This is a genomic window from Chryseobacterium sp. WG23, from assembly GCF_024586575.1.
In the GTDB taxonomy this organism is placed as follows: Bacteria; Bacteroidota; Bacteroidia; order Flavobacteriales; family Weeksellaceae; genus Chryseobacterium.
Genome location: NZ_JALCZE010000004.1, coordinates 1 through 20,361, shown reverse-complemented (window position 1 = coordinate 20,361; position 20,361 = coordinate 1). Strand labels below are relative to the sequence as shown.

At 36.4% G+C, this 20,361-nt stretch carries 13 protein-coding genes and 2 tRNA genes; 8 read left to right on the top strand and 7 right to left on the bottom strand.

Going from position 1 to position 20,361, the window contains the following annotated elements; all coding sequences use genetic code 11:
* Positions 1-18: 18 nt before the first annotated feature.
* The 5 genes from MP477_RS07110 to ccoN form a co-directional block, all read right to left on the bottom strand.
* Positions 19-966 (bottom strand): YihY/virulence factor BrkB family protein, encoded by a 948-nt coding sequence (locus MP477_RS07110; protein ID WP_230038121.1) that lies wholly within the window; start codon positions 964-966, stop codon positions 19-21.
* Position 967: 1 nt separating this feature from the next.
* Positions 968-3,295, bottom strand: a complete 2,328-nt coding sequence (locus MP477_RS07105) for a BamA/TamA family outer membrane protein (RefSeq protein WP_257189762.1) — start codon at positions 3,293-3,295, stop codon at positions 968-970.
* On the bottom strand, positions 3,295-8,325 hold the full coding sequence (locus tag MP477_RS07100; RefSeq protein WP_257189761.1) for a translocation/assembly module TamB: 5,031 nt from the start codon (positions 8,323-8,325) through the stop codon (positions 3,295-3,297). The genes MP477_RS07105 and MP477_RS07100 overlap by 1 nt, the downstream gene beginning before the upstream one ends.
* Before the next feature lie 294 nt (positions 8,326-8,619).
* A complete protein-coding gene (locus MP477_RS07095; RefSeq protein ID WP_230038115.1) occupies positions 8,620-9,507 on the bottom strand; it encodes a cbb3-type cytochrome c oxidase N-terminal domain-containing protein in 888 nt (295 codons plus the stop codon).
* A 19-nt stretch (positions 9,508-9,526) separates the two neighbouring features.
* Positions 9,527-11,806, bottom strand: a complete 2,280-nt coding sequence (ccoN, locus tag MP477_RS07090) for a cytochrome-c oxidase, cbb3-type subunit I (protein ID WP_257189760.1) — start codon at positions 11,804-11,806, stop codon at positions 9,527-9,529.
* Between the two features lie 180 nt (positions 11,807-11,986).
* Here ccoN and MP477_RS07085 point away from each other — a divergent pair, with 180 nt between their 5' ends.
* The 4 genes from MP477_RS07085 (at position 11,987) to MP477_RS07070 (ending at position 15,124) form a co-directional block, all read left to right on the top strand.
* On the top strand, positions 11,987-12,286 hold the full coding sequence (locus MP477_RS07085; protein WP_257189759.1) for a helix-turn-helix domain-containing protein: 300 nt from the start codon (positions 11,987-11,989) through the stop codon (positions 12,284-12,286).
* A 110-nt stretch (positions 12,287-12,396) separates the two neighbouring features.
* Positions 12,397-13,815, top strand: a complete 1,419-nt coding sequence (locus MP477_RS07080; RefSeq protein WP_257189758.1) for an amino acid permease — start codon at positions 12,397-12,399, stop codon at positions 13,813-13,815.
* A 340-nt stretch (positions 13,816-14,155) separates the two neighbouring features.
* On the top strand, positions 14,156-14,788 hold the full coding sequence (locus tag MP477_RS07075) for an HdeD family acid-resistance protein (RefSeq protein WP_257189757.1): 633 nt from the start codon (positions 14,156-14,158) through the stop codon (positions 14,786-14,788).
* Positions 14,789-14,884: 96 nt separating this feature from the next.
* A complete protein-coding gene (locus MP477_RS07070; RefSeq protein ID WP_257189756.1) occupies positions 14,885-15,124 on the top strand; it encodes a hypothetical protein in 240 nt (79 codons plus the stop codon).
* 114 nt (positions 15,125-15,238) lie between these two features.
* Here MP477_RS07070 and MP477_RS07065 read toward each other — a convergent pair.
* Together MP477_RS07065 and MP477_RS07060 are read right to left on the bottom strand one after the other, a co-directional pair.
* A tRNA-Gln gene (locus tag MP477_RS07065) sits at positions 15,239-15,309 on the bottom strand.
* Positions 15,310-15,558: 249 nt separating this feature from the next.
* A tRNA-Gln gene (locus MP477_RS07060) sits at positions 15,559-15,629 on the bottom strand.
* Positions 15,630-15,728: 99 nt separating this feature from the next.
* Between MP477_RS07060 and MP477_RS07055 the strand changes: the two genes are divergently transcribed.
* From MP477_RS07055 to MP477_RS07040, 4 genes are all read left to right on the top strand, one after another.
* Positions 15,729-16,757, top strand: coding sequence for an AMP-binding protein (locus tag MP477_RS07055; protein ID WP_257189755.1), 1,029 nt, complete (start codon positions 15,729-15,731; stop codon positions 16,755-16,757).
* A 28-nt stretch (positions 16,758-16,785) separates the two neighbouring features.
* Positions 16,786-17,178, top strand: coding sequence for an alternative ribosome rescue aminoacyl-tRNA hydrolase ArfB (arfB, locus tag MP477_RS07050; protein WP_230038103.1), 393 nt, complete (start codon positions 16,786-16,788; stop codon positions 17,176-17,178).
* A 400-nt stretch (positions 17,179-17,578) separates the two neighbouring features.
* Positions 17,579-17,959 carry a GreA/GreB family elongation factor gene (locus tag MP477_RS07045; protein WP_257189754.1) on the top strand — a complete coding sequence of 127 codons (381 nt, stop codon included), beginning with the start codon at positions 17,579-17,581 and terminating at the stop codon, positions 17,957-17,959.
* Positions 17,960-18,341: 382 nt separating this feature from the next.
* Positions 18,342-19,316 carry a deoxyhypusine synthase family protein gene (locus MP477_RS07040; protein ID WP_230038099.1) on the top strand — a complete coding sequence of 325 codons (975 nt, stop codon included), beginning with the start codon at positions 18,342-18,344 and terminating at the stop codon, positions 19,314-19,316.
* Positions 19,317-20,361 lie beyond the last annotated feature (1,045 nt).

The window sequence follows — 20,361 nt, the reverse complement described above, 5'->3', positions numbered from 1 at the left end:
CACACCCTTCTTCTTGCATCATGTATCCTGCAGTTTATCATCCTTACCATGCATCTGCTTAAGGCTATCTGCATATAGTTTCGCAGGACTCCATCTTGCATGTTTGGAAAGAACCACTTTGTATCCTTTTTTGTACGTGTAGACTTTGGTGAATTTGGCACCGAAAAATATCAGCATACAGGAATAATTGATCCACATCATAATCAGAATCACAGTTCCGGCAGCTCCAAAAGTGGAAGTGGGCTTTACCTGGCTGAAATAAAGACTTAATAGAAACTTTCCTAATGTAAATAGAGCGGTTGTTAAAAAAGCACCTCTCCACACCGATTTCCAGGAGATCAGTACATCCGGAAGAACCTTAAACATTAAAGCAAACAAAAGCATGACGAGCCCAAAACCTATGGCAAAGTTCACTAATTCTACAAGCATATAAGTTTCAAAACCGAAATATTGGGTAATGATTGTATTAAAAAGACTGATAAGGGAAGATAAGATCATCGTGATCATCAATAAAAAGCCCAGGATAAGAATCATTCCCAGGGAATTGGCCCGGTCCAGTAAAAATTTGAGCAGCGCTTTTTTAGGAGCCGCTTCTACATCCCAAAGTGCGTTGAGTGAATGTTGAAGTTGAAAGAAAAGAGTTGTAGAACCAAAAACTAAAGATCCTACTCCTACAGCTTTCATAAAAATGTTTTTTTTGTCAATCAGTGCTCCAGCCAGCATCCCTTCAATACTTTTTGCTACGTCAGGCCCCATAATGCCGCTGATCTGAGTACTTATCTGCCCACGTATAGCTTCTTCGCCAAAAAAATTCCCCAATACCCAGATAATAATAATTAATAATCCCGGAATAGAAAAAATGGCATAATAGGCCAGACTTGCCGAGTCTTTTGACGCGGAAGAGCTGTTCCATTCTGTAAATGTTTCCTTTAGAACCTCCCAGAAAAATTTTATATTATTGATCATATTAAAATGGATATCCGATGGCAATATTTAAAATAAGATTATCTTTTCTCCAGCTGGAATCTCCGAAATTAATTTTATCGAAAGCCCATCTGTCTCCTTTTTCATAATAAGGTACCCGCAATGGCATAGCTAAATCTAATCGTAAGATCAGGATAGAAAAATCAAGTCTCAGACCAACTCCTGCTCCCACAGCAATTTCATTTAAAAAATCTTTTGAGAATTTGGCGCCGGGCCTATCTTTATCACTATTGATCAGCCATATGTTTCCGGCATCCACAAAAACTGCAGCATTCAGAAATTTATATAGATTAGCACGGTATTCGGCATTAAATTCCAGCCTTATATCTCCGGACTGATCAAAATAGGCACCTTCCTCTAAGGTTCTGGGATCAAAACTCCCGGGTCCTAATGTTCTTGCTCGGAAAGCTCTGATACTGTTACTCCCTCCCGAGAAAAACTGCTTGGAAAAAGGAATAAATTCTGAATTTCCATACGGATAAGCTATTCCGGCAATTACTCTTGTTGCCAGTGAGGATTTCTCAGTAAACTTATGATAGAACCTCAAATCATTTTCAATCTTAACATATTGACTGAAAGGAATTCCGAAAATTTCTTTTTGCTTATCTTTCTTTATATTGGCTCCAGTAACCAGTCCTGTAATGTTTCCTGCCAGGTCAAGCGTTCCTTTATAGTAGAATGTATTTGTTCTGGGAAGCATTGTATTCGTATAAGTATAAGAATAGGTAGGTCCGAAAATAAGCTGTCTTTCTACAATTCGTTGCATGGCAGGTTTACCTTCAGATTTCATTATGTATTCCTCTGTAACTTTAGCCGGAGAAACCAGGGTAATGTCAATTACCTTCAGTTCATGCTCTTTTCTGGCATTTTCTTTCCAGGTGTACCCAAATGATCCGGTGAAGTTATTAAGCGTATAATATTTTGTTCTGTTCTGAAATTCGTATCCTAATGTGATATTGGTTCTCGGAACAAATTCGCTGGAAGAATGAAAACGGAAAGGTGCTACAATTCTTGGAATGGAAAGCTGCACATTAGTTCCTCCACGGAAAATATTGTTGGCATCTTTAGGACCACCCATCTGGAAATCAAAAGCTCCGTAAATAGCGGCTTTAAATTGCTCTGCCCCACGGAAGAAATTCCGGTGTGTCCAGTTCAGATTCAGCTCACTACCGGCATAGTTTGCGGAGTTTGTTCTGCCCAGTGCTTCCAGACGAAGTGACTGGATTTGCCTTGGAGTCAGTAAATAATAAGCATCAAATTTATGAGATAATGAGTCAGCGACAACAAATTCATTCTTTACAAACTTGAAAACTCCCAGACTTATTAACCGGTTTAGCGTAAGGTTATGGTTGGAACGGTTATAAAGATCTCCTTTTTTAAAATATAAAGCTCTGTCGAAAATTTTTGGTTTGAATTTATGTTGCGGATCAATAACATACATATCATCGAAAGCATACTTAGAGAGAGAGTCTTTATCCATTGGGATACTGTATTTCCCATCTTTTACATCCTGGATATTATAATTGGGAAATACAATCACCTTATCAATACTAAACTGTTGGGTGGCCAGATCCGGGGTATTATCTTTAAGTTTTACGTTGAGCTCAACCTTATGATTTTTATTTACAGTACTGTCTGCCTGTACAATAATATTATCGGGATGGAAGTAATAAAATCCTCTTTCTTTTAAGCCATTATCAATTCTTTCCCTTTCAGTCTTGATGACATCCAGATCAAAGGGTTTTCCGTTTTTAAGAAGCGTTTTATTGGTTAAACTTTGAATTTCCTGATTAACGAGGGTAGAGTCTTTCTGGAATTTTACGCCCTCAATCATATATCTGGCACCAGGTCTTACCGTATAAATAACCTGAGCTTTTTTGTTCTTTGAAACCGTATCATAAGTTGCCCGTGCATTGAAATATCCTTTATTTTCAGAATAGTTTTCAATAATGTCTTTATTGAATTCACGGTCTACATCACCTAATAGTACAGGCTTTTCACCTACTTTATATTTAAGCCAGTAATTAAAACCTTTGTCTTTCTTGGGTTCCTTAGCTATATTATAGAAATATAACTTTGGACGAAGTCCCAGAAATGTAGAATTCGGTTTGGGAGTAAGGTTGGCCTCCAGTGCTGACTGGAGGTCTTTTTTCTCTTTTTTCGAAATAGTGTCATTTAAGATTTTTACCTCTGCACCGGTATAGAGCATCTGACCCTCTCTTAAATATTTGGTATTGCTGCAGGAAATAGCTACCGATGAAATCCCGGAAACAAACAGATATTTACAATATGTATGGAACTTATTACTCATTATTTAAATTCTACCACTTGGTTATTTTGATTCTTTTTAGGTTTCTTCTCCTTTGACTTTTGAAATATTTCCCGGAATTTGTCATAATCCAATGTAATGATAAATCCTACTCCGGTTTCTATGATCTGCCCCTGAAGAGCCACCTGATATTCATCTTTACGGTAAGCGCGCAGCATGTATCTGCCGTCTTTAGACAGGCTGTAGTCCACAGAGACATTGCCGGCAATATTCGTCATGTTTTCATTTTGACGGGCATCACCCTCCAGTCCGAAATTACTTCCTACCGTTACTTTCAGTCTGTCATTCAACAGTTTTTTGCTGATATCTACATTAAGGTCTGTTCGGGTATTTTTCTGTCCTGTTGAATAATCATCTGAGGAATCAAGCCCGAAATTGAGATCAACCCCTTTTATCAATCCGGCAGCAAGATTATTCAGTTGCTGGGAGAGAATTTTACTCACACTCTGTCTTGCCATGGTTTCTGCAGACATTCCGGCACCGCTTTCAAAAGGATTTTCTCCAATAAAACGGTTCAGGAGAAGTAAAGCAAATACCTGCTTATTCAATTCAGATTCCTGGGTTCTGAGCTGGGCCAGTTTCTGATCAACAATATCTTTTACATTAGTTGCTACAGCGTTATTTTTTTCTTCTGTGGTAACATCAAAGCTAAGCTGAGGCTTCAGGAGCTCACCTTTCATTTTCAGTAAAGCATTGAATGGTATCCTCTGCTTAAACTGATTCATAAAGGATGCTCCTCCGTCAGTACCTATCTGCTGTTCTACGAGGTCAATAGGAGCGGCTTCAGTCTTATAAACTGCGGTAATATCCATGATGGCTGTCGTAGGCTCTCCGGTCCAGGTAATGGTACTTCCTTTCTGAATATCAAACTTACGTTTCAGGAAACTCACAGAAAGGTCATAGCTTCCTTTTTCTACTTCATATACCCCTACGAGTGTAGTTTTCCCTGACGGATCTATCCCTCCGGTAAGTTCAGCCTCTCCCTGAAGTTGTACAAAATCTCCGTTGGCCTTGTCTATAATCAGCGAAATTTTTGCTTCTTTGCTTACTTCAATATTAACACTTACATCCATTCCTTTGATACGGCTTTGTGCATTAAGAGAATCTGCTTTTACCGTTTTATTGAGGACCACCTGATCCTGATCAATAAACTCTACAATGCCGTCTCTTTCCTGCAGGGATGGAGTAGACTGAGGAAGTACAAAAGTGAAATCAGTATTGTCTGCCACGCTTAGTCTTCCGTCTACCTTTGGCAAATCAAGGTTTCCACGGATACGAAGTCCGGCATCAATAGCAAGAACTCCATACATCATGGCATCATTTGATTTCTCAGAGTTCACCACTTTAAAATCTTTAGCATTTACATTAAGATTAAAGGCGAAATCCCTATAAGTCTGAGTAAGTACCTGTCCATCTACAACAAGAGCGTTTCCGTCTTTGTCATTGATCTTAAATTTATTAAATTCAATACCACGGCTGGTAAAGTCTATCTCATCATTGAGCTTCCTGAAATCACTTCCTGTTTTTGCAATTTCAAGACCGGCATCATTGAATTTTACTTTTCCTAAGATATTGGGTTTTTCCGAACTGCCTGTGATTTTTAAATTCCCCGAGAGATAACCCTCCGTATTGGTAATTGCATTCATGGAAAAGCCCTGGATACTTTTCATCTGAAGCTGATTGATAGCCATATTCAGATCAAAGGTGCTTGAAGAAGTATTATAATCTCCAAGAATTTTCACATCATTATTATTTCCGGAAAGAACGATATCAGCATTTAAAAGATTCGGTGAAGAATTATTCACCTTTACAGCAAGATTTCCGACAGGACTTCCATACACAATCAGATTTGAAATATTTAAATCCGAAGTGAAGGTCATCTTTTTCATCACATCCCTCAGCTGAGCCGTACCATTAATGGTACCTTTTGCCAGAACCGTATCTTTTTTAATAAGTTCTGTAATGGTTTCAATTTTAAAATCTTTCAACGAAATATTCAAAGGACTATTTGGACTGTCATTCTCCGATTGAAGAGATATTTCACTTCCTCCATTAGACAGGATGAAGTTGTCTGCTAAAATCCCTTTATTACTGATCTGAATTTTATTGTTTTCGGCAACATTCCAATCTGCATAGTTGAGTTTTAGCCCATTGGGATTCAATGATATTTCTGTAATGTCATTCAGTGATTTTGCATTTCCTGCAATGAGGAACTGAGTGGCATCTTTATCATCTTTAGTAGTAACATTGTAATTAATCGTATTATCGGCTACATCTCCACCAATATTAATTTTCTTTAAAGTTAAGCTGGAACTTTTCAGAGCGGCTACATTAAGGTTATACTGTAACGCCTGATTTTCATTCGTGACTTTCAGTGCTGCATTTTCAATGGAATTTTCACCATATAGCAACTGGGGAATTTGCCCGTCAATCTCAATCTTCTGGGAATCTGCATCATAATTTCCTGTCAGATTAATGGTTTCAAAACTCTTCAGGTCAGGAACAAATTTTCTGATAAGGTCATCATTTTTAATCTTTGCCAGAAAGTTAAAATGCTGCCCCGGATCAATTTTCTGTGTTTTATCCGGCTTCTGAAACTGGTAATACTGATTGATGGTCTGCGTTAAAGCTCCGAAGATCTGAGTGAGCTTGTATTTTCCTTTTAGCTCAACATCTGCAATTTGAGAATTGAATATAATCTGTGTTGAATCGTTGGTAGAAGATGCTTTTAAATTGACTTCCTGCACAGGATAAACTTCTTTGGTATCGGAAAAAGCAAAATCTTTAAGGTTTAAATAGCCATTTAGGTTATTAGGATCTAAACTGCTAAAGTCTCCATCAATTTTTCCGGCAATAATCATCTGTTTATCGTAAAAGCCAAGCTTGTTAACATCCAGTTTGATGATCTCTCCATTTACTTTTACCGTAGGATTTTTTTCATTATAAACACCAGACGCGGTCAGTTGTAAACTGGCATTCGGATCTTTGGAATCTAAAATAATATGATAAACCCCTTTGTTAATTTTTCCGGTCAGATTCATATGCTGGTATCGGTAACCTTTATAGACCGCCGAAGCTACGTGCCCTTTTAAGTCTGCATTGGCATTTTTAAAATCAAAGCTTTCTCCTTTTGCTGCAATTTGGGCTGTGACAGGACCGATATCTTTATTCTGAATGATTTTTCCCACCTGTACTCCCTGAAGATTGGCTTTTATATCATACAATTCATGATTTTTTCTGCGCATATCAACATTTGCAATGATTGCTGCATTTCCAAGCGTAGAATAAAGATTGAGATCTGTGCTGATTACTTTTGTCGTTCCTTTTGCGTTTCCTTTAATGCTGAAATGAGAAGGAAGGGAAATATTGGAAGGAATTGTATTTTTAGGGACAAGATTGAAAATTGTTTTGGCACTGGAAGAAAATTCTCCGATTCTTACATCATAATATAACTGATCGGGATTCATTGCATTTTTGATCTTTCCTGAAGCCACTACTCTCAACTGATCCAATCCTGATACTTTAAGGTCCTGGATTAAAAGATCATTGACACTTCCTTTTACATTGGCATTCAGATTTAAAACAGCATTCGGATATTTGTTGAATGGAACAGTATTTTTTAAAGTGGGAACAAGATTCAAAATATCAGAAAACCCGATTTTTGAATCTTTAATAGTAGCTGAAACTTTAACAGCACCCAGATTTGAAGTGAGCTGGTCAATAGAATTATAATTCAGGATCACCTCATCCCGCAAAAGGGTTTTGGGAGTTTGAAGGTAAAGACTCTTAAGATAAGCCTCTTTTTCCCCATACACGAAATCTGTATTGAATTTCTGAATATTCAAACCTCTGGCTTCCTGAACTTCTGCAGAATTTACTGTTCCCGCAAACGTATTATTCTCCATTTTGAAGCTTCTCACCTCCATATTCATTTTTGAAAAGTTCAGATGATTGAAATCCATTCCCTGTTTGGTAGGAGCAATTGCTGTATTGTTGTAGGTAGCTTTTACATCATTAAGAACAAGTTTTCCTAACAGCAGTTTCATGGCCTTATCCTGATCTGATGCCTTGGAAACTTCAGCTTCTTTTTCCTTTTTTGGATTGGCATTCTGAGCCGGAAGATAAAGGTTAGCATTAATATCTGCTCCGGATAAAAATACATTAGCAACGCTGTAGTTGTTATTCTCAAGATCAATTTTGTTGACTTTCGTGCTGAGCTCTTTAAACAGAACTTTAGCGAAAGTCTTAGTATTTTCATCTCCGTAGTCAATGTCGAAATTGGTGAGCTTAATTCCTCTTAGCCCAATATTCATAGGCTTTTTTTCATTGAGTGAATCTACTTTTTTCTCAACTTTTTTGGAAACCTCTTCTACTAGGCCTTGCTTTAGTTTTAATTTTAATCCATCAAGGTTAATATCATTAACAGCATAGGTATTTTTAGTAAGATCAAACTTTTTAACCCTGGTATCGAAAGATGTAAAATAAAGGCTAATATCATTTCTCGACTGCTGGTCGTTAAAAGTGACTCCTACGTCTTTTAAATTAATTTTATCAAGAGAAATAATGAAAGGTTTGGAAGGGCTTTCTTCTTTATCACTGGTAGCAAAAGCATCAATAATGTAATCAAAATTAAATTTACCGTCGGCTTTTCTTACAACATGAGCACGGGCTCCCTGCATATCTACAGAGGTAATATCTGCGGTAGAATTGATGAGCTTTAGCATGTGTAAGCCTACATCCAGCTTTTTTACAGACAAAAGAGTATCCACATCCTGTCCTTTGAGATAAAGATTTTCCATAACAAGACTGTTTGGAAATCCGATATAAACTTTTTCAAGGCTTACCTGGGTCTTGATTTTTTTCTCAAGATAGACGATAAGTTTGTCTTTAATAAAGTTCTGAACGGCTGGAAGCCTTAAGCTTAGGATCAACAGGGTAAGGAGAACCAATATCGAAATAAAGGTTATTGCAATACGCCTTAAGAGTTTTGTAATGTTGATTTTTAGTTTCAAATGCGATGTGGTTTCTGACAAAGATAATAATACTAAATTATTTTCACTTTGCTGTGGTACCCTTGCAAATGCAAAAATCCTGCCTTGGCTGTCTTATTATGGAATTTTTAGTCTGTAGTTGTCAAGTGAATAGTTGAGTAAGACGAGCCAAGGTGTGGATTTTATTCTTTAAAAAGCCCCCTTTATATCATTTTTTGATGTTGAAATATTGAAAAGGTTAGTTAGCAAAAATGAAAATTCAAATGTAGTTCTAAAGGGGGCTTGGCATTATTTGTATATTGAGATAATTAGTTTTTAATTGTTTCCGTTTTCCCATTTCACCTCTTCTCCCTGTGCTGCAGCACCGCCCTGCGCAACTGTAATAGGAGAGGTTTCCTGGTTAATATGATAAACATAGGCAGCAATTTTTTCAGCATCTTTTCCTGTAATGGTTCCGTCTTTTATGAATGGTCTCATGGTAGGATTGTTCGGAGAACCGTTTTCAAGCATCCAGAAAACATTTTTAAATAAACTTTTTTCTTTGATGTTGATCCAGTGGGTGTCGGTAAGGTTGGGGCCAATACCTCCTTTTCCACCATCTCCGTGACAGGTCACACAATTGGATTTGAAAAGTTCCTGTCCTTCTGCAATATTGTCTGCGCTGTATTTTGCGGTTTCCAGATTAATTTGAGGTGCCGTTTTTTCAAATTCTGCAATGGAAGCCAGCATTGTTTTTGTTTCTTTGGTATATTCCGCTTCCGGGTGGGCATAATCTGTAAAGCTAAAAGCTGTTAAATACACAACACAGAAGATACATCCGAACCAGAATAAGCCGATCCACCATTTCGGAAGTGAATTATCAAGCTCTGTAATGCCATCAAAACCATGGTCAATAAGAATATCTTTTTCCTCAGTGACAGATTGTTTTTTGAAAGCAGAGTTCCATAACTTTTCATAATAGGGAACACTCTTTTCCGCCAGATACTTTTTTTTCTCTTCATCCGATAGTCTGCTGAAACTTTCATTTTCAATCATATCTCCTATAGAATTCATGATCATCAGAAGAATGATGGCAATCAGTATCAGCGCCCAGAAAAATGGAGAAGAAAAATATCCGGAATCACTAGCGAACATTTCAAAGGCCATGATCGTTAAACCTAACGTTGTTGCGATATATATTGAAAGTGGGGTTCTCGTTTTCATTGCAATACAATTTTAATGATTAGTCTGCACTTGCTGTTTGAATCTGTGTCGTTTTGATATCTGTACCTAATCTCTGAAGATAAGCGATCATTGCCACAATTTCTCTTTGCTCAAGTGGTACATAAGCAGATCCTTTTGCTATTTTTTCTCGTGCCATCTGGTCTTTTACATCCGTAGCTTCTGCATAAATTCTTTTTACAATATCTTTTGACTGGTTGTCTGCCCATTGGTTTGCAGAATCAATCTGAGCTTTTGTATAGGGTACATCAAAAGAATTTTTCATTAATTTTATTTTATCAACCATTTGGGAACGGTCCAGTTTATTGGTAATTAGCCAAGGGAAACGGGGCATGATGGATCCTGCAGAAGTAATTCTTGGGTTGTACATATGTTTAAAGTGCCATGAATCCGGGTTTCTCCCTCCTTCTCTGTGAAGATCAGGCCCTGTTCTCTTGGATCCCCATAAGAATGGTCTGTCGTAGATAAATTCTCCAGCTTTGGAATACTGCCCGTTTTTACCTTCGAATCGTAATACCTCATCACGGAAAGGCCTGATCATTTGGGAGTGACAAGAGTTACATCCCTCACGGACATATAAATCCCTTCCTTCCAGTTCCAGTGGTGTATATGGCTTTACCGCAGTAATAGTAGGAACACTTTGCTTAAGGGATAGCGTAGGAACAATTTCCACAAGCCCTCCAATGGCAATTGTAATAAATGCAAGAATAGATAGAAGTGCAGGAGTTCTTTCCAACCACAAATGCACCCCTTCACCTTCTTTTCTTCCTGTACCGATATTGGCTAAAACTGGTGCTTCAGCAGGAACTTCTTTTTGGAATGAACCGGCTTTAACCGTTCTGATCACATTGATTACCATTAAAATAGCTCCGGACAGATAAAGGATACCTCCTAAAAATCTCATTTTAAAGTAAGGAATGATTGCTGTAACAGTATCCAGCCAGTTTTTCCACAATAATGTTCCGTCCGGATTGAATTGTTTCCACATTAATCCTTGTGTGAATCCAGAAATATACATCGGTACTGCATAGAAAATAATTCCTAATGTTCCCAGCCAGAAATGCCAGTTGGCTAATTTTTTAGACCAAAGTGACGTTCTCCACATAATAGGAACCAGATAATAGATCACCCCGAATGCCATGAAACCATTCCATCCAAGAGCTCCTAAGTGTACGTGACCGATAACCCAGTCGGTGTAGTGACCGATTTTATTTAAAGATTTTGTTGCTAATAAAGGTCCTTCAAAAGTAGCCATACCATAACAGGTAATTGCTACCACGAAGAATTTAAGGATAGGATTTTCTCTTACTTTATCCCAAGCTCCTCTTAAAGTAAGAAGACCATTTAACATTCCTCCCCAGGACGGAGCAATAAGCATAATAGAGAATCCTGTTCCTACGGCCTGTGCCCATGCCGGTAATGCTGTATATTGCAGGTGGTGAGGCCCGGCCCAAAGGTATACAAAGATCAACGACCAGAAGTGAATAATAGACAGTTTGTATGAGAATACCGGACGTTGTGCCGCTTTTGGCATAAAGTAATACATCAGACCTAATACAGGAGTGGTCAATACGAATGCTACCGCATTGTGACCATACCACCATTGTACTAATGCATCTTTTACACCTGCATATACAGAATAAGATTTCCAGCTTGTGAAAGATAAAGGAACTTCAAGGTTATTGAAGATGTGAAGCATGGCCACAGCAATCCAGGTTGCCACATAGAACCATATCGCCACATATAAATGTCTTACTCTTCTTTTAGCGATCGTTCCAAACATATTGATCCCGAAGATCACCCATGAGAAGGTAATTAATATGTCGATTGGCCACTCATGTTCAGCATATTCTTTTGAAGTATTTATTCCCATTAAGAAAGTAACCACTACAGTAATGATCATAAACTGCCATGACCAGAAATGTATCCATGATAATGTATCACTGTACATTCTTGTTTTCAGGAGTCTTTGCATACTGTAATAAGCACCACAGAAAAAGGAATTACATACGAAAGCAAAAATGACGGCACTCGTGTGAAGCATTCTGATTCTTCCAAAGCCTAAAGCACCCTGAGTGTTGATCAGTCCCTGAATATTTCCCGATGCTAAACTTTTTATAGTGGTGTCATCTGTACCGAATAAAAATTCAGGTAATTCCGGGTAGAAAAGCATTAATGCTGCAGTAAGTCCCAGCAGAAATCCGATGAGCCCGAATACGATAGTAGCATAGAGGAATGCCCTGACAATATTATTGTCATAATTAAATTTTTGCGTCTCCATAAATTCCAATAGTGTTTACCGAAGTGATATTTTCTCTGAAACAGACTTATTTTCTGTCTTTTTCTATGATGAAAATAAATATCATGTAATGTGTATTATGTTTTGCCAAAGGTATTTATTAACTTTGTTAGAGTCTAATAGGTAATCTTCTAAACTATACCAAAAACTACTAAAACAGAAATGATGAAAGTGTGTGGCCAAAATATCAGGAAAATTCGTAGGAGCAGAGATTTTACTCAGGAATATATGGCCTTCGAAATGGGTATTTCCCAGAAGGCATACTCCGATATTGAAAATTCCAAGGTGAAGATCAATCTGGATATCCTGGCTAAAATTTCAGATATTTTAGATATTAAACCTTCTGACATCTGCAGTATATCACACAAATGTGGAACTGACGATGGATATGAAGATAAATACCAGAACCTTTTGGAATATATGAAGAAGAACAATATTTCAATTCCAAAAGAATATCTTTAAAAATAAAATAGCTTTTTTGTTTTTCGTGAGCCGGAATTGTCAATTTGCCCTATGGAACGAGAATTTCTGTGAAAAGTTTTTATATATTTAGCGCCTGAATAATTCATTCTATGAGCAACGAAAATAAAACAGGACAAAACGAAACTTTAGTTAGAGGATTAACAAACCGACATATACAATTAATTGCCCTTGGAGGTGCCATAGGAACCGGATTATTTCTAGGAATTGGACCCGCAGCTGTATTAGCCGGGCCCTCGGTTATTTTAGGGTATGCCTTAGCCGGTATTATTGCTTTTTTTATTATGCGCCAGCTTGGTGAAATGGTAGTTCAGGAGCCGGTATCGGGAAGTTTTAGTCACTTTGCCTATAGATATTGGGGAAATTTTCCGGGTTTTGCTTCCGGGTGGAATTACTGGATTCTCTATATTCTTGTAAGTATGGCCGAATTAACGGCTATTGGGCACTATATCCATTTTTGGTGGCCGGAAATACCACTCTGGGTTTCCAGTTTATTCTTTTTTGTAGTGATCACAGCACTCAACCTTGCTTCTGTAAAAGTATATGGAGAAACTGAATTTTGGTTCTCTATCATCAAAGTGGTAGCCATTATTGCTATGATTCTTTTCGGAGTATATCTGCTTATTAGTGGAACGGGAGGAGAGAAGGCTACTGTTACAAACCTATGGAATGACGGTGGTTTCTTTCCAAAAGGGCTGTTTAATAAAACGGAAACCGGATTTTCAGGTTTGTTTGCTGCCATGGCCATGATTATGTTCTCATTTGGAGGATTGGAACTGATCGGTATTACAGCAGCAGAAGCTAAAAATCCTGAAAAAACAATTCCTCAGGCTACTAATCAGGTGATTTATAGAATCCTTATTTTCTATGTAGGAGCATTAGTGATCTTATTTTCATTAAGCCCATGGAGAGAAATTACAGAAGGGTCAAGCCCGTTTGTTATGGTTTTTCAAAACTTAAATGGCCTTGAATTCAGTCTTTTTGGTAAAGTAATTCAGTTCAATACATTGATTGCGAATGTTCTTAATTTAATTGTTTTGACAGCTGCTTTATCAGTTTACAACAGCAGTGTTTACAGTAACAGCCGGATGCTTTTTGGACTTGCCCAGCAGGGGAATGCCCCGAAGTTTTTGAAAAAACTGAATAAAAACTCTGTCCCTACGAATGCTATCCTAATTTCCTCATGTTTTGCCGGAATCTGTATCATCATTAATAAACTGGTTCCTGAAAAAGCTTTTGAGTACCTAATGGCTTTGGTAGTATCTACATTAATTATCAACTGGCTGATGATATGCTATACCCATTTGAAATTTAAAAGATCTATCAATAAATCAGGGATTCAATCCAAGTTTCCGTCCATATTCTATCCTGTATCCAATTATATCTGTATTGCCTTTTTGGTTTTAATTTTAATATTGATGAGTATTACAGGAATGGAAATTCAGGTGATTTTAATTCCGGTTTGGCTGGGCTTTTTATTTGTAATGTATAAACTGTATAAACCGAAATAAAATATAAAACAATCATATGTTTTAAAAGATGAAAATAAATTTATTTTCATCTTTTTTTGTTTTCCTCTATATAGGTAATTGTATCATATTAGTATAAAGCATTTGACAGCAGACTGGATTGAATTATTATAGCATCGGATATGTTTTCTTATGGGTATAAGGTTAAATAGCTGACCGGAAAAATGAATTCATCTGCGATTTTATTCACTATGTGCGTCATTTTTTGTACCTTAGTAAAGGCAGTATTTCAAATTTAGGTGAAAATTATAGCCTGTCTGAAAGTGCTGTCACGGAGATGCCGAACACCGTTCATAAAGTAGGCAACACTAAAAAGACACCTATGGCCAATTTATTTCAAACCCTTACAAATACTGTAAAACATTGGTATATCCCATTGATTTTTGGGATTCTTTTTCTGATCTGTGGTTTTTATGTATTCAGTGTGCCGCTTGCCACTTATGTTACACTTTCTATTTTCTTTAGTGTTTCATTCTTATTTTCGGGAATTACGGAAATATTCTTTTCCCTTCAAAACAACAAATCCTTACAGGGGTGGGGTTGGTTTCTTGTAAGTGGATTATTAACCACAGCAATAGGGCTTTACCTTATTGCAAATCCCCAGATTTCAATGGCCGTACTTCCGTTTGTTGTAGGATTTACCTTACTGTTCCGTTCTTTTCAGCTACTGGGCTTTGCTTTTGATCTGAAAAGTATGAAAATAATGAGCTGGGGAAATATAGCTCTTGCCAGTGCCGGAGGAATTATATTTTCTTTACTGCTTATATTCAATCCTATATTTACCGGAATTTCTTTGGTTACCCTAACCGGAGTTTCCTTTATCTTTATGGGAATTGCCTCTATTATGCTGGCACTGGATTTACGGAAAGTTAAAAAAATTCCCGGAAAAGTAAGCCAGGAACTGAGAGACCGGATTAAATCTATTCAGGATGAAATTGATGCGCTGAAAAAATAATTGATTATAATATTAGACCTCTTGCTGAGGTCTTTTTTTTGTACCTGTTTTCTACAATTATCCATAGGATATTTATCTTTGGTCAAAAACTTAAAGATGGAAAATATATATTCGGAATTGAAAATAAGTGAGATTAAAAATCTCATACATGGTTTACTTGGAGAGCTAAATAAGCTTGATAATGCGGGTACAATAACTTTAAGAGAGGATTTATACTGGAATATTCTTGAAGGAGAATTGTATAACCCGTATGAAGAACCTAAGGGCTTGACAATGGGAAGTCTGAAAGAAGATTGGGAATTTTTACAAAAAGTTGTTAAAGAGAGAGGGAGATGATAGATTATGATTTGTGTAAACTGGCATCAGTCTTAATGTTCTTAGGAAATAAATCCATATTACAAAATAAGGTTTTATAAAAAACAAAAACCATCCTTAGAAAAAGATGGTTTGTAGACCCACAGGGATTCGAACCCCGACTGACGGTACCAAAAACCGGAGTGCTACCGTTACACTATAGGTCTGTTTATTTTTGGTGATGCAAATTTATAGTTTTTTTTTAAATGTACAAATACCTTATCAAAAAATCTCTAGTTTTTACACTAAAAAATGATAGAGATTTATCTTTTCGGAATGATTTTATATTGAATCTTTGGAAAATACCCAAAAAGTCCTGCTGATAAAAATAGCTTTATAGAAAAATAGAATATTACAGGAATCAAATTTATGATCCGTATAAAAAACAAAAACCATCCTTAGAGAAGAATGGTTTGTAGACCCACAGGGATTCGAACCCCGACTGACGGTACCAAAAACCGGAGTGCTACCGTTACACTATAGGTCTGTTTTATTTTGGTGGTGCAAATTTACAGCTTTTTTCTTTACTTACAAGAACTTTTTAAAAAATTTTCTAAATTTACTGTGCTTTTATGAATACTAGAATATGGTGATAGACTTCAATAATCTCAATATTAATAATTTATCGTTCAATACGGAATTTGAAAAAAAAGTTGAATCCTTTTTAGAAGAATGGTCTTTTAATGCCAACACGGTAAAAGTGCAGACTTCAGGTTCTACCGGAACACCTAAGATTTTTGAAATTGAGAAAAATAAAATGATTAATTCTGCGGTAATGACCTGTAACTTTTTGGGATTACAAAAAGGGGACAAGGCACTTTTATGTCTGCCGGTAGAATATATCTCCGGGAAAATGATGGTAGTGCGTGCTATGGAAAGAAAATTAAGGCTGATAGTATCAGAACCATCCTTACGACCTGTTGAAAACGTAGAGGAGGAAATAGATTTTTGTGCAATGACTCCTCTTCAGGTAGAAAATTCATTGGATAAGCTTCATTTGATCAAAAATCTTATTATTGGTGGTGCCGCCGTATCAGAGAGTTTAAAAAATAAAATTCTTAAAATGAATCTGAATGTTTCAAATCGTATTTTTGAAACCTATGGAATGTCTGAAACACTTTCTCATATTGCATTAAGGCAGCTGGTGCCCGAGCCGGAAGACTATTTTACTGCTTTTGAAAATGTAAGTATTTCTTTGGATGAAAGAGCATGTTTAAAAATTTTTGCCCCTGCTGTAAATGATGACGTATTAATAACCAATGATTTAGTTGAAATTAAAGGTGAAAAACAGTTTAGATTTTTGGGACGGATTGATAATGTAATCAATTCCGGCGGTGCAAAAATTTTTCCGGAAACTCTTGAAGCCCTGGTGAAAAAAATGATCCCGAATGAAGTTGTATTTTTAGGACTAAAAGACGAGAGTTTGGGCCAAAAATTGATACTGGTTATAGAAGGAAATAAATCTGAGGACCTGATCATGAGGATTTCAGAAATATCATTTGATAAAAATTTCCACAAACCCAAAGAGATTATTTTTATAGATGAAGTGCCAAGAACGCCAAATGGAAAAATAAATAGAATAGAACTGTACAAAAAGATAAATGAAAGGGCTTGATTTTTTCTTGTTCTAAAAAGTAAATACAATGAAAGACTTTTCAAAAGAACTCAGTTTCAAGACCTCCCGGAGTAGTGGAGCAGGAGGACAAAACGTGAACAAAGTAGAGACTGCTGTTACCGTACTTTGGGAAGTGAGTGCATCTGTTTTTTTTCATGAAGATCAGAAAGCATTAATATTGGATAAACTGAAAAACAGAATCAATGCTGATGGAGTTTTATTTTTAACTGTTTCTGAAAGCAGAACCCAGCTGATGAATAAAAATAAAGCGATAGAGAAAATAATTGAACTGGTGAACAAAGCTCTCATTGTTCCCAAAAAAAGAACTGCTACGAAACCCTCAAAAGCTCAGAAACAGAAAAGACTGGATAGTAAGAAAAAGCTTTCTGATAAGAAAGAAAACAGACGGTTTAAATTGTAGTTGTTTACTCAGAAATAAACGATTGCTTTCAGTATGTTGAAAGATATGATAATGGTGGAAAAATATTAATTTGACGATGATTTGCCGCTGGATTTCGATTTTAAGTCCTATATTTGTTAGGATTAAAATACAATATAATGACAGCAACAATCTTTTTATCTGCAATACGCCGAGCGTCAGGATTGCTGCTGTCATTACTTTATCTACATAGAGATTCTTTTCTTAAAAGTTCTAAGGACTTTATCAATTAAGCCCTGTCAGGATCCAAGACAGGGAGACTTTCCAAACTTTTTATCTATTATTTTTGCAGTTTTCTATCCATAGAATACAGTATATCTATGCTTATATTCTACATTGGATCATAGGAGAATGACCGCAATTTAATCTTAAAATTGAAAAAATGTCCGATCATATTATTGTAACCACAGGGATTTATGATGCCATAAAAGATACACTCAGAAGAAAGAAAGTAAGCATTCAGGAAGAAAACAGACTTTCTCAGGAACTTAGAAAAGCTAAACAGGTTTTAAGAAGAGATTTACCTTCTGATATCGTAACTGTTAACAGAAAAGTGACTTTAAAAGATCACACCCTGGATTTGGAGCACGAATATATTTTTGTGCCTTCTACTCAGGCAAAACTTAAAAAGAATAAACATTCCATACTTTCTGATATTGCCCTTGCCGTTGTAGGCTATAAAGTAGGAGATGTTATAGAATGGCCTTTCAAAGATGGAGAACGTAAAATTGAAATCCTGAAAGTAGCTCCTTGGGAAGGATAAATCTTTGTTGAAAACTATTAAATTAAATTACAATGAAAGCGGGGTTCACTTTGAACCCCACTTTTTTAATTTCATTAGTTCAACTGTTTTGGAAAACGCAAAGGCGCAAGTTTTTTATAATGTGTGCTTTAAATCGCAAAGATTTTATCTCCGATAAAATTGAAATTGTTGAATCCATATACATAACCTTGCTGAAAATCTTAGATTTTCTTGCGCCTAAAAACTTTCACACTACATGAAAAGTTCTTTTTCGCCTTTGCGTTTCCCAACAAAACAGCTTTAGCATTTAACAAATGATAAAAAAGAAGACCTCCATTATACTTTCTTCAAGTGCGTTGACTGCATTCCATTTTTAAGTTTTATCTTTGCAAAAATTAAAAAAATGAACAAACCAATTTCTGAGTTTATAGAAAAATATTTTCTGCATTTCAATGCGGCAGCGTTGGTAGATGCCTCTAAAGGATATGTGGCGCATCTTAAAGATGGTGGAAAGATGATGATTACTTTAGCAGGAGCAATGTCTACTGCTGAATTAGGTAAAATCCTTGCAGAAATGATCCGTCAGGGAAAAGTGGACTTCATCTCTTGTACAGGAGCAAACCTTGAAGAGGATCTTATGAACCTTGTGGCTCACTCCCACTACGAAAGAGTTCCTGACTATAGAGACCTTACTCCACAACAGGAATGGGATCTGTTGGAGAGAGGATTAAACAGAGTTACAGATACTTGTATCCCTGAAGAAGAGGCATTCAGAAGATTACAGAAACATATCGTTGAAATCTGGAAAGATGCAGAAGCGAAAGGAGAAAGATATTTCCCGCACGAATTTATGTACAAAATGATCCTTTCAGGAGTATTGGAGCAGTATTATGAGATTCCTAGAGAAAATTCCTGGATGATTGCTGCTGCAGAAGCAAACCTGCCAATCGTAGTTCCGGGATGGGAAGATTCTACAATGGGTAATATTTTTGCTTCTTACTGCATCAAAGGAGAGCTTACAGCTACTACAATGAAGTCAGGAATTGAGTATATGACTTACCTTGCTGACTGGTATACTAAAAACTCAGGAGGTAAGGGAGTTGGATTCTTCCAGATTGGAGGAGGTATTGCTGGGGATTTCCCAATCTGTGTAGTACCTATGTTATATCAGGATATGGAAATGCATGACATTCCTTTCTGGTCTTATTTCTGCCAGATCTCTGACTCTACAACATCGTATGGTTCATATTCAGGAGCGGTTCCAAATGAGAAAATCACTTGGGGTAAACTGGATATCACTACACCGAAGTTTATCGTTGAAAGTGATGCAACGATCTGTGCACCATTGATGTTCTCTTACATCTTAGAAAATTCTTAAGAATAAATTTCTCAGAAGAGATGACTATAATAGGCGCTTCAATTGATTTGGAGCGCTTTTTTATTTCTGGTGTTGTTTGTTTGATTGTTTGTTTGAAAACGCAAAGGCGCAAAGAATGGTAAATAGCATACTGTTTTAAGACGCAAGAAAATCAAAGATTTTCAGCAAGGAAAATGAAAGGATATAAGATTAAATTTCAAAATCTGCGTAAGCTGCAATATCAACGAGATAAAATAAACTATGTACTGTGCAATTTTATCGTAGATAAAATCTTTGCGCCTTACAACAACATCGAGTATTCAAATCCCTTGCGTCTTAGCGTTTACCAACACATTCTATCCTAATATCTATATCATCTGTAGTTCTTAAAATTTATAAAACCATTGAATTTACGGGCACAAAATAAGGATATGCCAAGATTTCTTTTTAATTTTTAATTTTGATCGATTTGTTTTAAAGTGGCTTTCTTGGGAAACGCAAAGGCGCAAAGAATGGTAATAGCATACTTTTTACGCAAGAAAATCAAAGATTTTCAGCTGGGGAATGAAAGGATATGAGATTAAATTTCAAAATCTGCGTAAGCTGCAATATCAACGAGATAAAATAAACTATGCACTGTGCAATTTTATCGCAGATAAAATCTTTGCGCCTTACAACATGAAGTATTCAAGTCTTTTGCGCCTTAGCGTTTACCAACACATTCTATCCTAAGATCTGTGTCATCTGTAGTTCTTAAAATTTATAAAACCATTGAATTTACGGGTATAAAATAAGGATATGCCAAGATTCTTTTTTAATTTTTAATTTTGATCAATTTGTTTTAAAGTGGCTTTCTTTTCTGATGTTGGCTTTGTTGGAAAACGCAAAGGCGCAAAGAATGGTAAATAGCATACTGTTTTAAGACGCAAGAAAATCAAAGATTTTCAGCAGGGAAAATGAAAGGATATGAGATTAAATTTCAAAATCTGCGTAAGCTGCAATATCAACGAGATAAAATAAACTATGCACTGTGCAATTTTATCGCAGATAAAATCTTTGCGCCTTA

What these genes read in the sequence shown, in the direction of transcription:
- MP477_RS07085 (WP_257189759.1), top strand. Translation starts at nt 11,987, where the DNA reads ATGATGAAAGTGTGTGGCCAAAATATCAGGAAAATTCGTAGGAGCAGA.
- MP477_RS07070 (WP_257189756.1), top strand. Translation starts at nt 14,885, where the DNA reads ATGGAAAATATATATTCGGAATTGAAAATAAGTGAGATTAAAAATCTC.
- MP477_RS07040 (WP_230038099.1), top strand. Translation starts at nt 18,342, where the DNA reads ATGAACAAACCAATTTCTGAGTTTATAGAAAAATATTTTCTGCATTTC.
- MP477_RS07105 (WP_257189762.1), bottom strand. Translation starts at nt 3,295, where the DNA reads ATGAGTAATAAGTTCCATACATATTGTAAATATCTGTTTGTTTCCGGG.
- MP477_RS07110 (WP_230038121.1), bottom strand. Translation starts at nt 966, where the DNA reads ATGATCAATAATATAAAATTTTTCTGGGAGGTTCTAAAGGAAACATTT.
- MP477_RS07055 (WP_257189755.1), top strand. Translation starts at nt 15,729, where the DNA reads ATGGTGATAGACTTCAATAATCTCAATATTAATAATTTATCGTTCAAT.
- MP477_RS07080 (WP_257189758.1), top strand. Translation starts at nt 12,397, where the DNA reads ATGAGCAACGAAAATAAAACAGGACAAAACGAAACTTTAGTTAGAGGA.
- MP477_RS07095 (WP_230038115.1), bottom strand. Translation starts at nt 9,507, where the DNA reads ATGAAAACGAGAACCCCACTTTCAATATATATCGCAACAACGTTAGGT.
- arfB (WP_230038103.1), top strand. Translation starts at nt 16,786, where the DNA reads ATGAAAGACTTTTCAAAAGAACTCAGTTTCAAGACCTCCCGGAGTAGT.
- ccoN (WP_257189760.1), bottom strand. Translation starts at nt 11,806, where the DNA reads ATGGAGACGCAAAAATTTAATTATGACAATAATATTGTCAGGGCATTC.
- MP477_RS07075 (WP_257189757.1), top strand. Translation starts at nt 14,156, where the DNA reads ATGGCCAATTTATTTCAAACCCTTACAAATACTGTAAAACATTGGTAT.
- MP477_RS07045 (WP_257189754.1), top strand. Translation starts at nt 17,579, where the DNA reads ATGTCCGATCATATTATTGTAACCACAGGGATTTATGATGCCATAAAA.